Here is a 13,737-nt window from a genome sequence, read left to right as displayed (position 1 = left end):
ATGGCGTTTGAGGCAGGTAAGGCAGTCGTCGTTACGGATGAGGCGCTGCTGGCAACGTACGGGCGGGCGTTTCGCAAGATTGGCAAGTCCGTTGTGGTCGTGCCGTTGGGTCGCGATGTGCACGCGGGTCACATTGAGTTAATCCGTGCGGCGAAGTCGCTGCTCGGCTCGTGCGTCGTGGTCACGTTTACTGGCGACGAGGTGCCGGACATCTTCGCCGAGGAGAAGGTGGACGTGGTGTTCCACGGCCCGCTGGCAACCAAGGTGCGGGTGGATTCCGGGGTGGATCCGCTGGAGGACCCGGAGCACACGCAGCGCGAGGTGGCGCGCATCCTTGCTGCGATTAACGCCTCGCATGCGACGGATGTGGTGTTGGGGGAGAAGGACTTTGAGGTGCTCGTCGCCACGCAATATGCGGTCTCTGGCCTGCGTATGGAGGTCAAACTGCACTCGGTTCCCACCGTGCGTACTCCGAATGGGCTGGCGGTGTCGCTGCGCAACGCGGACGTGCCGGAGGATCTGCGCGAGGCAGCTCTCGCACTGCCTGCGGCGCTGACCGCAGGTGCCCACGCCGCTGAGCAGGGCGCCGAGGTCGTGTTGGAAACCGTGCGTGGTGTGCTCGCCGCCGAGGGCCTCGAACCGGCCTACCTTGAGCTGCGCGATCTGGCAATGCGCGAAGCGCCCGAGCGTGGCGACGCCCGCCTCCTCGCCGCCGTCGACCTCGGCCCTGTGCGCCTGGCCGACAACGTCGGTTTGCCGCTCGGGATTGGCTTCAAGCACATCGAAGAAGATAGGTAGCCGAACGGGCTGCGGTCGCAGGCGGTAGAATGCGGCGCATGTCTGTGCCCAACATCGCCGGAATCCTCGCCGACCGCTTCGGCTTCGCCTTCACCCCTGAGCAGGTGCGTGAAAGCGGCCGTACTGAAACGTCCACGTTGTACACCGCGTCGGACGACAAAGGCCACGCCGTAGAGGTGGAGGTCTTTGACACGAAGGTGGCGGAACACCTCGGCGCCGACGTGAACACGCTCAACAGCCGCCTCGCGTTGGCGGCGCATCCGGGCGCGTTCCAGCCGCGCAGTGTGGGTACCACCGACGAAGGGCAGCTTTTCGTCCTGCGCGAGGCCGCAACCGGCACGCCGCTGAGCGACCTCATTGCGGAGAAGGGCGCGACGTTTACCCAGCAGGAAGTGCGTGACCTGCTCGCCCCGGTGGCCGAGGCCATCGATGACTACGACCTCAAGGGCCTGTCCGGGTTCGTCTCCCGTTCTATTTCGCCGGAGCGCCTCTTGGTGCAGCCGCAGTGGTCGACCACCCCGGTGAAGCTCACCCTGGTTGGTCCGAGTACCGACGCGGTTGGCTCGGATGAGGAGTTGGCCAAGGCGAATGTGGACAAGTTCGCCAGCGTGGTCAGTCTGATGACGGGCGAGGCTCCGCGCGAGGGCACCCGCACCTGTGCGGACGTGCTGCAGATGGTGGCAGTGGGCGACGCACCCCAGGAGGCGTCCAACATCGACGTGGCCCCCAACCCGGAGGACGGCTACCGCAAGCGCCCTGAGCCGTACGCGTACGGCCCGGACGGCAACTACACCCGCCCGGCGGCGACGAACGAGAAGAAAGTCCCGTGGCCGTGGATCATCGCGATCCTGGCGCTTTTGCTCATCGCTATTGCGGCACTGTGGTATTGGTCCGCCAACCGCGGCGAGGCCTGGGAGGGTGCGGAGGCGCAGATCGCCGAGGAGTACCCGGATATCGTGTCCAAGAAGTCCGGCCAGAAGGGCTGGCAGGACCTGCGCTGCGAGAACGGCTCGACCGATCCGGACCAGGAAGGCAAGATCCGCTGCGCCAACGCAGAGTTGGGCGTGTCTGTGGTGAAGTACGCCGACGAGTATGACCGCGACGATGCGGTGCCGGACCCGCGCGAGGCCGTCGTTCTGGGCTCCGGTGAGTGCACCGTGAACTCCTATGAGTTGCCGGATGCGAACCCGCCTGCCTATGTGATGGTGCCGCAGGACAAGCCTGAATACCTCATGATTATTAACGGTTTGAACTCGGAAGAGCAGCGTCTGGATCTTCCGCTTTGCCAATAGACTACGATTGACCGGCGTGAGTACGCAGGATCTTTCAGAGCAGCAGCAAATCCGCCGGGAGAAGAGGCAACGGCTTATCGGCGAGGGCCGTGATGCCTACCCCGTCGAAGTTGACCGTACGACCTCGCTGAAGGACCTGCGGGCGAAGTACCAGGTCGTTGAAGAGGGCGAAGGCGACGGTGTGACCCGCCTTGAGGCCGGCCAGGAAACCCAGGATGCGGTGGCTGTCGCCGGCCGCGTCATGTTCCAGCGCAACACCGGCAAGCTTTGCTTTGCCACCTTGCAGGAGGGTGACGGCACTCAGTTGCAGGTCATGTTGTCGCTGGCAGAGGTGGGCGAGGAGGCCCTCGCGCAGTGGAAGGCTGACACGGACCTGGGTGACATTGTCTCGGTTCGTGGGCGCATCATTGCTTCTCGACGAGGCGAGCTCTCCGTCCAGGCACAGTCCTGGCACATGGCCTCGAAGGCCTTGAGCCCGCTTCCGGTCGCGTTCGCGGACATGAACGAGGAGCAGCGCGTCCGTCGCCGCTACACGGATCTGATCATGCGCGAGGATGCGCGCAAGAACGCCATGACCCGCATCAAGGTCATGGCCGCGGTGCGTAAGTACCTGACGGGCCTGGACTTTGTGGAGATTGAGACGCCGATGCTGCAGACGCTGCACGGCGGTGCTGCGGCGCGTCCGTTTGTCACCCACTCCAACGCCTTGGATATCGACTTGTACCTGCGCATCGCGCCGGAGCTTTACCTGAAGAGGGCCGTTGTTGGTGGCCTGGAGCGCGTCTTTGAGATCAATAAGAACTTCCGCAACGAGGGCGTGGATTCGTCCCACTCGCCGGAGTTCACCATGTTGGAGACCTACCAGGCGTGGGGCACCTACAAGGACGGTGCCGAAACCATGAAGGGTCTCGTCCAGTTCTGTGCCCAGGAAGTTTTCGGCTCCCAGAAGGTCACGCTGGCTGACGGCACCGAGTACGACTTCGGCGGCGAGTGGAAGGTACTGGAGATGTACCCGTCGCTCAACGAGGCGCTGCAGCGTAAGTTCCCGGGCCAGCCTGAGGTGACCATCGATTCCTCCGTGGAGGAACTCAAGGGCATCGCTGAGATTATCGGTCTGAAGGTTCCGGAGAATGCTGGCTGGCTGCACGGCAAGCTTGTTGAGGAAATCTGGGAGGAGCTTTGCTCCGACCAGCTCTATGAGCCGACCTTTGTCATTAACTTCCCGGTGGAGACCTCCCCGCTGACCCGCGACCACCGCGAGCAGCCGGGTGTGACCGAGAAGTTCGACCTCTACGTCCGTGGCTTCGAGCTGGCCACCGGCTACTCCGAGCTCATCGACCCGGTGATCCAGCGCGAGCGCTTCGAAGACCAGGCCCGCCTGGCGGCGCATGGTGACGACGAGGCCATGGTGCTCGACGAGGACTTCCTCGCCGCTATGGAGCAGGGCATGCCGCCGACAGCAGGTTGTGGCATGGGCGTGGACCGCCTGCTGATGGCCTTGACCGGCCTGGGCATCCGCGAGACCGTCCTGTTCCCGATGGTGAAGCCGGAGGCGTAACGACGATGCGCCGTTGGCCCCTCGCAGCAGCCGGAGTACTCCTCGCAGCCTCGTTGGCGGGCTGTGGCAGTAGTGAACAAGCAGAGCTTGCGGAGCCAACGGTGCCCGCCGCAACGTCGGCAACGTCGGCCACGGAGTCGTCGTCAAGCACCAGCGCCACGAAGCGCAATGAGCCGGATTGCTCTGATGAGGCGCTGCAGGCCTCGCCGGGGTTCGAAAACTTTGAGATGCACGGCCAATGCTGGTCTGGCTTCGCCCGCCCGGGTGTGCCGCAGTCAGATCACATCGTCCTGGCGCAGTGGGATGGCAAGCACTGGGTAGAAGTAGAGTCCGATGGTGTGTGGGATGGCATGGGTATGGCGCGGCCGTGCTTTAACCCGGGTCGTCTTGAGGAGCTCGGCGTTCCCGAATCCCTGGCGGATAAGGAGCCACGCTGCGGCGTATACCCGCCTGGTCAGGAGCCGCCGCACAAGAAGCAGGCGAAGGCTTCCACTCCTGTGCCGACATCGAGCACACTCGACCCAAACTGGGGGATTAAGCGCGACAGCGATGGCGTGATTATCGAGGCGCAGTTTGAAGGGGTTAAGCGTCAAATCTCTGCGCCGAATTGTGATGGACGAGGAATTCTCATTCTCGATTCCGTAATTGCGGACGGAGATATTGGCTCGACACACTCCAAGCTTGCGTTTGACATTGCGTATCTCGGCGATGGAAATGCTGAGTACACCTATCCAGGCCACTGCCCGTCGCTTCGCGCACAGGTCGATGGCAACGATATTTACCCGGTGTACCTCGATTTTGGCCACGACACGGATGCGCTGTGTGCTGCGAAGAAGAACTACGGCGGGAACGCGCGAGTGTTGTCGGATCGTGAGGAATATCTCGACCCCTGCTAATTGTGCACGGTGGTTATAACCAACTAACGTTTGATGTGACTAAATCATGTGGTTGAAAGGAGCATCAGCATGGCGACCACTAAGGCGAGCCTGCAGGATCAGGCTGCCGATATCCTCGCCGGAATCGGCGGGGCCGACAACATCGCATCGATGACGCACTGTGCGACCCGACTGCGGTTCGAACTCAACGACGCCTCCCTGGCCGACAAAGACCGCCTCGAAGCAAACCCGAAGGTAATGGGCGCGGTCCCCCAGGGCGGCAGCCACTACCAGGTCATCGTCGGTGGTGACGTGGCTACGGTGTACAACGCGATCAATAACCTGCCCGAGATGGCGGGCCGCTCGGTTTCCAACGATGAGTTGAAGAAGCAGCAGCGTGACAAGGCTAAGGGCAAGATGCCGTGGCTGGACGCGTTCTTCGAGTACCTCTCGGACTCGTTCCGCCCGATCCTGGGTGTGCTGTTGGGCGCGTCGCTGATCATTGCGTTTGCGGCATTCCTTGACGCGTTTGAGATCGTGAACTTCCACGCGGAAGTGAAGACGCCGGGCTGGCAGTTTGTCGACGCCATGTGGGGCTCGGTGTTCTTCTTCCTGCCGGTGGCGGTTGCCTACAACGCGGGCAAGAAGCTCAACATCGACCCGTGGGTGCCAGCCGCGATCATGCTCGCGCTATTTACCCCGGACTTCATTGACTTGAAGGACCACCCCGATGCGCGGGTGATCGATCTCTTCGGCGCACCGACCGACGTCGTCGATGTGTTCGGCCTGCCGATGATTCTGAACGGCTACAACGGCAACGTGTTCGTGCCGCTGATCATGGCGGCTGTTGCCGCCCTGCTGTACAAGGGGTTGCAGAAGATCATCCCGTCTGCCGTGCACATGGTGTTTGTGCCGTTTTTGACGCTGCTGGTCATGATCCCGGTCACCGCGTTTATCATCGGCCCGTTCGGCTACCTGCTCGGCGCGTGGATTGGTACTGGTCTGGCGTGGATGAACGGCAATGCGCCGTTCCTGTTCGCGCTGCTGATCCCGATGCTCTACCCGTTCCTGGTTCCGCTTGGCCTGCACTGGCCGCTCAACGCGCTGATGCTGGTGAACATCAACTCCCTTGGCTACGACTTCATCCAGGGACCAATGGGTGCCTGGAACTTTGCCTGCTTCGGCGCCACCGCCGCGGTGCTGGCTATTTCTATTCGTGACCGCGACCCGCTGATGCGCCAGACCTCCGGTTCCGCCCTCGCCGCGGGCCTGCTCGGCGGCATCTCCGAGCCGTCGCTCTACGGTATCCACCTGCGCTTTAAGAAGATCTACCCGCGCATGCTCGTCGGCTGCTTCGCCGGCGGCCTGACTATCGCGATCCTGGGCACCCCGTTCGGTGGCGTGAAGACGAACGCGTTCGTGTTCACCTCCATCCCGACCATGTTCGTGTTCGACCCAATGTGGGTCTACATGATCGCCATCGCAGTGGCGTTCTTCACCTCGTTCTTCATCATCCTGATCACCGACTACCGCACCCCTGAGGAGAAGGCGGACGCGCTTGCTCGCGCGGCTGCTGCTCGTGAGGAGGAGCCGGTTGCGGTTGTGGGGTCGTCGCAAAGCACTGAAAGCACAGTGCTCGCTCCTGTCGCTGGTGAGGTTGTGGCGATGGCAGCGCTTAACGACGCCGCCTTCGCTTCCGGCGCCCTCGGCCAGGCTGTTGGCGTGATTCCGGCGAATGACAAACTCACCGTGGTTGCGCCCGCTGCGGGCAAGGTGATTTCGGTGGCGAAGACTGGCCACGCCTACGGCATCAAGACCGACGACGGCGCGGAACTGCTGGTGCACATCGGCATCGACACCGTGAAACTCGAGGGCGAGGGCTTCACCCCGCTGGTGGAGAAGAAACAGGAGGTTGCGGCAGGTGACGCGCTGGCGGAGGTGGACTTCCCAGCGATTGCTGCCAAGGGGGTCGACACCACTGTGATCACCACCGTGGTCAACTCCAAGAAACTCGGCGGAGTAAACGACGTGGCCGATGGCACCGTCGAAATTGGAGATGCCATCCTCGAGATCACGCCCGCCGAGTAGGCTCGGTGGCATGACTGAACGCACAGTTCTTCACGGCATTGGTGTATCCGCTGGTACTGCCTGCGGACCCGTCGCGGTAGTGACCCCGGCGGTGGGTATCGATAACCACGAGCCCGCCTCCGTGGACCCCGAGGCGGATGGTCAGCGGATACGGGAAGTGTTGGGGGAGGTGGCGTCGTCGTTACGCGAACGCGCGGCGCACGCCAACTCGAAGGCGTCGCAGGAGGTGCTCGAGGCCACCGCGGCGCTGGCCACGGATCGTGGCCTGATCCGCGGGGTGGACAAGGAACTGAAGAAGGGCAGCGGCCCCACCAAAGCGGTACACGACGCGGTGGAGACGTACGCGAACAAGCTGCGCAAACTCGGCGGCTACATGGCCGAGCGTGTCACCGACCTTTACGACATCCGCGACCGCGCCACCGCACGCCTTCGCGGCTTGCCGGAGCCGGGCGTGCCGGATCTGACGGCGCCGTCTGTGCTGGTCGCGCACGATCTTGCGCCCGCCGAGACCGCCACACTGGATCCGGCGATGGTGCTCGGCATTGTCACCGAGGCGGGTGGCGCGACCTCGCATACTGCGATCCTCGCCGCCCAGCTCGGCATCCCCGCCGCAGTGCAGGTCAAGGGCATTTCCGATGCGATTGTCGACGACCCCCGCATCGCCCTCGACGGCAGCACCGGCCAAATCATCGTCGCCCCGTCCGATGAGGACGTCGCCGAACTCGACGAGCGCTCCCGCCGCCGCGCCGCCGCACTGGAAGGCTCCGCCGGCGCCGGCGCCACCCGCGACGGCCACGCCGTGAAACTGCTGGCCAACATCGGCACCGCCGAAGACGCGGTGAAGGCTGCGGGCTACGACCTGGAAGGCTCCGGCCTGTTCCGCTCTGAGTTTCTCTTCCTGGACCGCGACTCCGCGCCCAGCGTGGACGAGCAGACCGAGACCTACACCAAGGTCCTCGAGGCCTTCGGCGAGCGCCGCGTGGTGGTGCGCACCCTCGACGCCGGCGCCGACAAGCCGCTGTCGTTTGCGGACCTTGGCGAGGAGGAAAACCCAGCCCTCGGTCGCCGCGGCCTGCGCCTGTCCCAAGCCCGCGAGGATCTGCTCGCCGACCAGTTGGAGGCACTCGCCAACGCGCAGCGTAACGTGCCGGACGCCGAACTGTGGGTGATGGCGCCCATGGTCGCCACGGTCGAGGAGGCCGAGTGGTTCGCTGAACGCGCCCGCGCTGCTGGCCTGAAGCAGGTGGGCATCATGGTCGAAACCCCTGCGGCCGCGATTCGCGCCGGGCAGGTGCTCGACGTTGTGGACTTCGGCTCCATCGGCACCAACGACCTTTCCCAGTACACGATGGCCGCTGACCGCATGCAGGGCGAACTCGCCGAACTGCTCTCGCCCTGGCAGCCCGCGGTGCTGGCCATGATCCGCGAGACCTGCCGCGGCGGTGAAGCTACTGGCAAACCCATCGGCGTGTGTGGCGAGGCCGGCGGCGACCCGCTCATGGCCCTCGTCCTTGTCGGCCTTGGCGTGAAGTCACTGTCTATGGCGCCCGGCAAGGTCAACGCAGTGCGCGCGGCGCTGCGCCTGCACGACATGGATACCTGCCGGAAGATGGCCGATGCTGCCCTTGCCGCCCGGACCGCTGAAGATGCACGTGAGGCGGTGCTTGGGATCGCGGATTCGGTAATTCTTGACCTACTGTGAACCGCATAGTCTAGTAATGGCAGACAAAGTTGTTCACGATAGGGAAAGGGCTTCCCCATGAAGCGTTTCGCGTCCATTGCTTTGTCTGCCGCAGTTGGCCTTGGCCTCGTTGCTTGCTCCAGTGATTCGGGCGGTGAAGAACCGCTCACCGTCCTGGCGCAAGCCACGCCCCACGCGGAGATTCTGCGCTACGTCGACGAGCAAAATCCGGAGTACGAGCTGGATGTCAAGGTCATTTCTGGTGGGTCGGAACCGAACATGTCGGTGGCCAACGGTTCCGCAGACGCGAACTTTTACCAGCACTCGCCGTACCTGCTGGACTGGAATACTCAGACTGGCAAGAACCTGGTCAACATCGTCGGAGTCCACATTGAGCCGATGGGGATGTACTCCAACTCCATCAAGTCCATTGACGAGTTGGAGCAGGGGGCGAAGATCGTGACTCATAACTCGCCGTCCAACCTTGCCCGTGCGCTGATCCTGCTGGAGGCCAACGGCGTCATCGGTCTGGACCAGGAGATTGATCCGGCAAACGTGTCCAAGATCAACCTGCAGTCGATCACCGACAACCCGAAGGACATTGAGATCGTCCCGGTCGAAGACACCCTGGTTATTCAGTCGCTGTCGGACGAGTCTGTCGCTGGTGTCATCGTAACCTCGAACTTCGCTCTGGAAATTGGCCTGAACCCGTCGGAGGACTCTGTCATTGCCGAAAGCCCGGAGAACAACCCGTACGTGAACATCCTCGCAGCCAATGAGGACGCGGCGAAGGATCCCCGCATCGAGAAGCTGGCGGCGGACCTGAGCTCGCCGGAGACCGCAGAGTGGATCCGCGAGAAGTACAGCGGCTCCGTAATCCCGGTGAATTAATGAAAATCCACGGTATCGACGTCGGCCCGCAAGGCCGGTGCGCCCACTGGCACTCGGAGCGCGACGTCGTTGCCAACACCTGCGGGGCCTGCCACAAACTCTGGGCCTGTTCGCTGTGCCATGACGAGTTGGCGGATCACCGGTTTGTGGGCGTCCATAAGCACCTGCGCTCTGTGATGTGCGGCGCGTGCGGGCACCCGTTTAATCCGGGCTGCAAACTGCATGAAAATGTGTATTTCAGGGATGTTCGCTAAGGGTGAACATCCCCTCTGAGCACTGCTTTTCGACGATTCCACGCCCCCGGCAGCCAAAACGTGGGAAGTGATGTCGCACCCCGGCGTTATGGTGGTGGACAACGATTTAGCTATAGAAGGGGTCAGCCACATGTTCGAGCGGTTTACCGACCGGGCCCGTCGCGTCATCGTCCTGGCGCAGGAGGAAGCGCGCGCGCTCAATCACAACTACATGGGCACCGAGCACATCCTGCTCGGCCTGATTAAGGAAGGCGAGGGCGTCGCCGCGAAGGCCCTCGAATCCATGGGTATCAACCTTGAGGATGTGCGCCGCGAGGTCATCGACATCATTGGCCACGGCACCCAGCCGGTCACCGGCCACATCCCGTTTACCCCGCGTGCCAAGAAGGTCCTGGAGCTCTCCCTGCGTGAGGGTTTGCAGATGGGCCACAAGTACATCGGCACCGAGTTCTTGCTGCTCGGCCTGATCCGTGAGGGCGAGGGCGTTGCGGCGCAGGTGCTGATCAAGCTCGGCGCTGACCTGCCGCGTGTGCGCCAGCAGGTTATCCAGTTGCTGTCTGGTTACGAGGGCGGCGAGGCACAGAATCCGGAGTCCCCGCAGCAGGGCGGCGGCCCAGGCTTCGCAGGTGCGGGTGCTGGCGGCAACCGTGCAGGTGGTGGCGGCCCGCAGGGCGGCGAGCGTTCCAACTCGCTCGTGCTCGACCAGTTCGGCCGTAACCTCACCGCTGCTGCCAAGGAAGGCAAGCTCGACCCGGTTGTGGGCCGTGACAAGGAAATCGAGCGCGTCATGCAGGTCCTGTCGCGCCGTACCAAGAATAACCCGGTGCTCATCGGTGAGCCGGGCGTCGGTAAGACTGCCGTTGTGGAGGGCTTGGCGCTCGACATTGCGAACGGCAACGTCCCGGAGACCCTGAAGGACAAGCAGGTTTACTCGCTGGACCTGGGCTCCCTGGTTGCAGGTTCGCGTTACCGCGGTGATTTCGAGGAGCGCCTGAAGAAGGTGCTCAAGGAGATCAACCAGCGCGGCGACATCATCCTGTTTATCGACGAGATCCACACCCTCGTCGGCGCCGGTGCCGCCGAAGGTGCGATCGACGCTGCTTCGCTGCTGAAGCCGAAGCTGGCTCGTGGCGAGCTCCAGACCATCGGCGCAACCACGCTGGACGAATACCGTAAGCACATCGAGAAGGACGCCGCCCTTGAGCGTCGTTTCCAGCCGGTGCAGGTGGACGAGCCGAGCATCGAGGACACCATCCAGATCCTCAAGGGCCTGCGCGACCGCTACGAGGCGCACCACCGCGTGTCCTACACCGACGACGCTCTGAAGGCTGCTGCGAACCTTTCGGATCGCTACATCAATGACCGTTTCCTGCCGGATAAGGCAGTCGATCTTCTCGACGAGGCCGGCGCCCGCATGCGCATCAAGCGCATGACCGCCCCGGATTCCCTGCGCGAGGTCGACGACCGCATCGCCGAGGTCCGCAAGGAAAAGGAAGCGGCGATCGACGCCCAGGACTTTGAGAAGGCAGCCAGCCTGCGCGAAACGGAGCGCAAGCTCACCGAGGAGCGCGCCGCGAAGGAGAAGAAGTGGCGCTCGGACGACCTCGAGGACATCGCCGAGGTTGGCGAGGAGCAGATCGCTGACGTGCTGGCCAACTGGACTGGCATCCCGGTGTTCAAGCTCACCGAGAGCGAGTCGAAGCGCCTGCTCAACATGGAAGGCGAGCTGCACAAGCGCATCATCGGTCAGGACGAGGCTGTCAAGGCTGTGTCCCGCTCCATCCGCCGCACCCGCGCAGGTCTGAAGGATCCGAACCGTCCGTCCGGTTCGTTCATCTTCGCCGGCCCGTCCGGTGTGGGTAAGACGGAGCTGTCGAAGGCGCTTGCAGAGTTCCTCTTCGGCGACGACGACTCCCTGATCCAGGTGGACATGGGCGAGTTCCACGATCGCTTCACCGCGTCGCGTCTCTTCGGTGCCCCTCCGGGATACGTCGGCTACGAAGAGGGCGGCCAGCTCACCGAGAAGGTGCGCCGCAAGCCGTTCTCGGTCGTGCTTTTCGACGAGATCGAGAAGGCCCACAAGGAGATCTACAACACCCTCCTGCAGGTGCTGGAAGAAGGCCACGTCACCGATGGTCAGGGCCGCAACGTGGACTTCAAGAACACGGTGCTGATCTTCACCTCGAACCTGGGTACCTCCGACATCTCCAAGCCGGTCGGCCTGGGCTTCACCGGGGATACCGCTGCGGATTCCGAGGCGCAGTACGAGCGCATGAAGGGTAAGGTCCACGACGAGCTGAAGAAGCACTTCCGCCCGGAGTTCCTGAACCGTATCGACGAGATCGTCGTGTTCAAGCAGCTCTCCCAGGAAGAGATTGTCCAGATGGTGGACCTGCTCATCGCTCGAGTGGACAAGAACCTGGCCGCGCAGGACATGGGCATCGAGCTCACCGAGAACGCCAAGAACCTGCTTGCAGTCCGTGGTTTCGACCCCGTGCTGGGTGCACGTCCGCTGCGTCGCACCATCCAGCGGGAGATCGAGGACATCCTGTCCGAGAAGATCCTCTTCGGCGAGATCGGTGCCGGGGAGATCATCACCGTGGACGTCGAGGGTTGGGATGGCGACGTGGAGACGGCCCGCAAGGATCGCGGCAAGGCCGCCCCGGATGCGACCTTCACCTTCACCCCACGTCCACGCCCGCTGCCAGCGGAGGCCTTCGACGTCGAGCTGGAAGAAGAGGTCCGCGACATCGAGCCGGAGCGCACCCAGCCGGAGTCTGAAGCCTCCGAGTTCCCGGATGAGCGCGACACGACCGCCGAAGATCAGAACGGCAACGAGGGCAAGGAAGACAACGGCCCCGAGCCGGTGTAACCCCACCAGGCGGCTGCGGCACCGAGCACGCCAAGGATGCCCAGGACTAACGCGGTGATCTCCACCGCGTTGAGCCCCTCCACCACCTCATATGCAGGGTGGTCGGAGGGGCACACCCGTTTCATAGGCTGTTCGGCGAAACGATCATCCATCCACGCAATCGCATTATCGGCCTGCAAAAGCAGGGGAGCGGCATGGCCCGAACCAGGAACGCGTGGCGTCAACTGCAGACGCCCCGAAGACAATGGTTGCGTCGGGGAACCCGGCACCACCACGCGTCGGTACTCCACCTGCGCACCGACGGCGCAATAGTCCTCAGCCAGTTGGGTGGCTTGCGGCTCCGGAACGAGGTCGTCGTCGGCATTCGTCATCACCATGATCGGCGCAGACGGCGCGACGGTGCCCATTTTGTTTAGTTCCAGATATTTCGCCAGCCGCTCATCGGAATGCACGACCTCGGCAAACGAGCCGCCAGAGGTGAACAGTGTGGAAGGGTCGGCCGGCGCAGACAACGAGGCGTCGACCACGCACGAGTTTTTCAGTCCTTCGAGCCAGACTTTGCCCTCGTCGGTGAGGTGTTCCTGCAGGGCCTCGCCGAATTCCGAGTAGCTTTCGGAGTAGCTCGCAGCGGCAAAACCGGCCACAGCAGTAAGCATCGGGGCGGTACCTTGCTCCAGCACACCCAGCGGGTCGGCTGGCGGAGCACCGGAGAACGTTCCCATCACGTTGAGTTCGGGGGCGTAGTCGGCGACGAGTTCCGCAGCGGCCGCGGCAGCGCCACCGCCTTGGGAGTAGCCCCAGAAGCCCACTTTTTGGTTTGGTTTTGCAACGGCGCGGGCGGCGTCGATAAGCGCATGCCCCTGATCCACCCTGTTCAAGTAGGTGTGCAACCCATCGGTGCCCAACCCGATGTAGTCGGTGACCACTACGGAATAGCCGGCATCCAGCAGCTTCTGTACCAGGGGCGCCTCATAGTTAATGTTCACGGTGCCGTCTTCGATGCGCACCAGCATGGACGAGCCTGCCGATGGCGCGCACTGATCACCCAGACCACGCGTGCCCGGTGCGAGCGCGATGAGCCCCTTCGCGCGGCGGTGTTTGTAAAACGCCCCAGTCACCGCGACCTTCTCGCCCTTTTCGTTCGTGGTGGTGTAGCGGATGCGCTGGCCGGTCGACCCTGGCACCCGCTTCACCGCGTCAAGCGAGCCCGCCTCGCTACCTGGTGCGCCGGCCAGTGGTTTCCACGATGACTCCGGAAGCGACGACAACGACGACGCGTCGCGTACCACCTCGAGTGTCGACGACCCCACCGACGACAGCGACGACAACGACTCCGCGCTCAGGTCCGCAGCCTGCGCGGATGGGGCCAATAACACCGGAATGAGCAGGGAGCACCAACGTTTTTGCATGTACAGCAGTGTAAACTGC

Annotated in this window: 10 protein-coding genes; 8 read left to right on the top strand and 2 right to left on the bottom strand. The window is 63.3% G+C overall.

The features are described 5' to 3' along the window. The 7 genes from HMPREF3171_RS05230 (at position 1) to HMPREF3171_RS05200 (ending at position 9,183) form a co-directional block, all read left to right on the top strand. A complete protein-coding gene (locus HMPREF3171_RS05230; RefSeq protein ID WP_070450290.1) occupies positions 1-798 on the top strand; it encodes a pantoate--beta-alanine ligase in 798 nt (265 codons plus the stop codon). 38 nt (positions 799-836) lie between these two features. Beyond that, positions 837-2,090, top strand: a complete 1,254-nt coding sequence (locus tag HMPREF3171_RS05225; protein ID WP_070483446.1) for a hypothetical protein — start codon at positions 837-839, stop codon at positions 2,088-2,090. A 16-nt stretch (positions 2,091-2,106) separates the two neighbouring features. Then, positions 2,107-3,648, top strand: a complete 1,542-nt coding sequence (lysS, locus tag HMPREF3171_RS05220; RefSeq protein WP_070483494.1) for a lysine--tRNA ligase — start codon at positions 2,107-2,109, stop codon at positions 3,646-3,648. A gap of 5 nt (positions 3,649-3,653) precedes the next feature. Beyond that, positions 3,654-4,544, top strand: coding sequence for a hypothetical protein (locus HMPREF3171_RS05215; protein ID WP_141743360.1), 891 nt, complete (start codon positions 3,654-3,656; stop codon positions 4,542-4,544). Positions 4,545-4,613: 69 nt separating this feature from the next. Next, positions 4,614-6,611, top strand: a complete 1,998-nt coding sequence (locus HMPREF3171_RS05210) for a glucose PTS transporter subunit IIA (protein ID WP_070483441.1) — start codon at positions 4,614-4,616, stop codon at positions 6,609-6,611. 10 nt (positions 6,612-6,621) lie between these two features. Next, the gene (ptsP, locus tag HMPREF3171_RS05205) at positions 6,622-8,313 is read left to right on the top strand and encodes a phosphoenolpyruvate--protein phosphotransferase (protein WP_070483439.1); all 1,692 of its coding nucleotides are present in this window, start codon (positions 6,622-6,624) and stop codon (positions 8,311-8,313) included. Between the two features lie 57 nt (positions 8,314-8,370). Further along, positions 8,371-9,183, top strand: a complete 813-nt coding sequence (locus HMPREF3171_RS05200) for a MetQ/NlpA family ABC transporter substrate-binding protein (RefSeq protein WP_070450280.1) — start codon at positions 8,371-8,373, stop codon at positions 9,181-9,183. Here the strand turns inward: HMPREF3171_RS05200 and HMPREF3171_RS12480 are convergent. Continuing rightward, the gene (locus HMPREF3171_RS12480; protein ID WP_168161877.1) at positions 9,180-9,407 is read right to left on the bottom strand and encodes a hypothetical protein; all 228 of its coding nucleotides are present in this window, start codon (positions 9,405-9,407) and stop codon (positions 9,180-9,182) included. The two genes, HMPREF3171_RS05200 and HMPREF3171_RS12480, sit on opposite strands and share 4 nt — an antisense overlap. 160 nt (positions 9,408-9,567) lie before the next feature. Between HMPREF3171_RS12480 and HMPREF3171_RS05195 the strand changes: the two genes are divergently transcribed. Further along, positions 9,568-12,309, top strand: a complete 2,742-nt coding sequence (locus HMPREF3171_RS05195) for an ATP-dependent Clp protease ATP-binding subunit (RefSeq protein ID WP_070422490.1) — start codon at positions 9,568-9,570, stop codon at positions 12,307-12,309. Here the strand turns inward: HMPREF3171_RS05195 and HMPREF3171_RS05190 are convergent. Next, positions 12,261-13,718 carry a lipase family protein gene (locus HMPREF3171_RS05190; RefSeq protein WP_070483437.1) on the bottom strand — a complete coding sequence of 486 codons (1,458 nt, stop codon included), beginning with the start codon at positions 13,716-13,718 and terminating at the stop codon, positions 12,261-12,263. The genes HMPREF3171_RS05195 and HMPREF3171_RS05190 overlap by 49 nt on opposite strands. Positions 13,719-13,737 lie beyond the last annotated feature (19 nt).

The organism is Corynebacterium sp. HMSC08F01, from assembly GCF_001807545.1.
GTDB classification, from domain to species: Bacteria; Actinomycetota; Actinomycetes; order Mycobacteriales; family Mycobacteriaceae; genus Corynebacterium; species Corynebacterium coyleae.
This window is presented reverse-complemented; position numbering and strand designations above follow the sequence as displayed.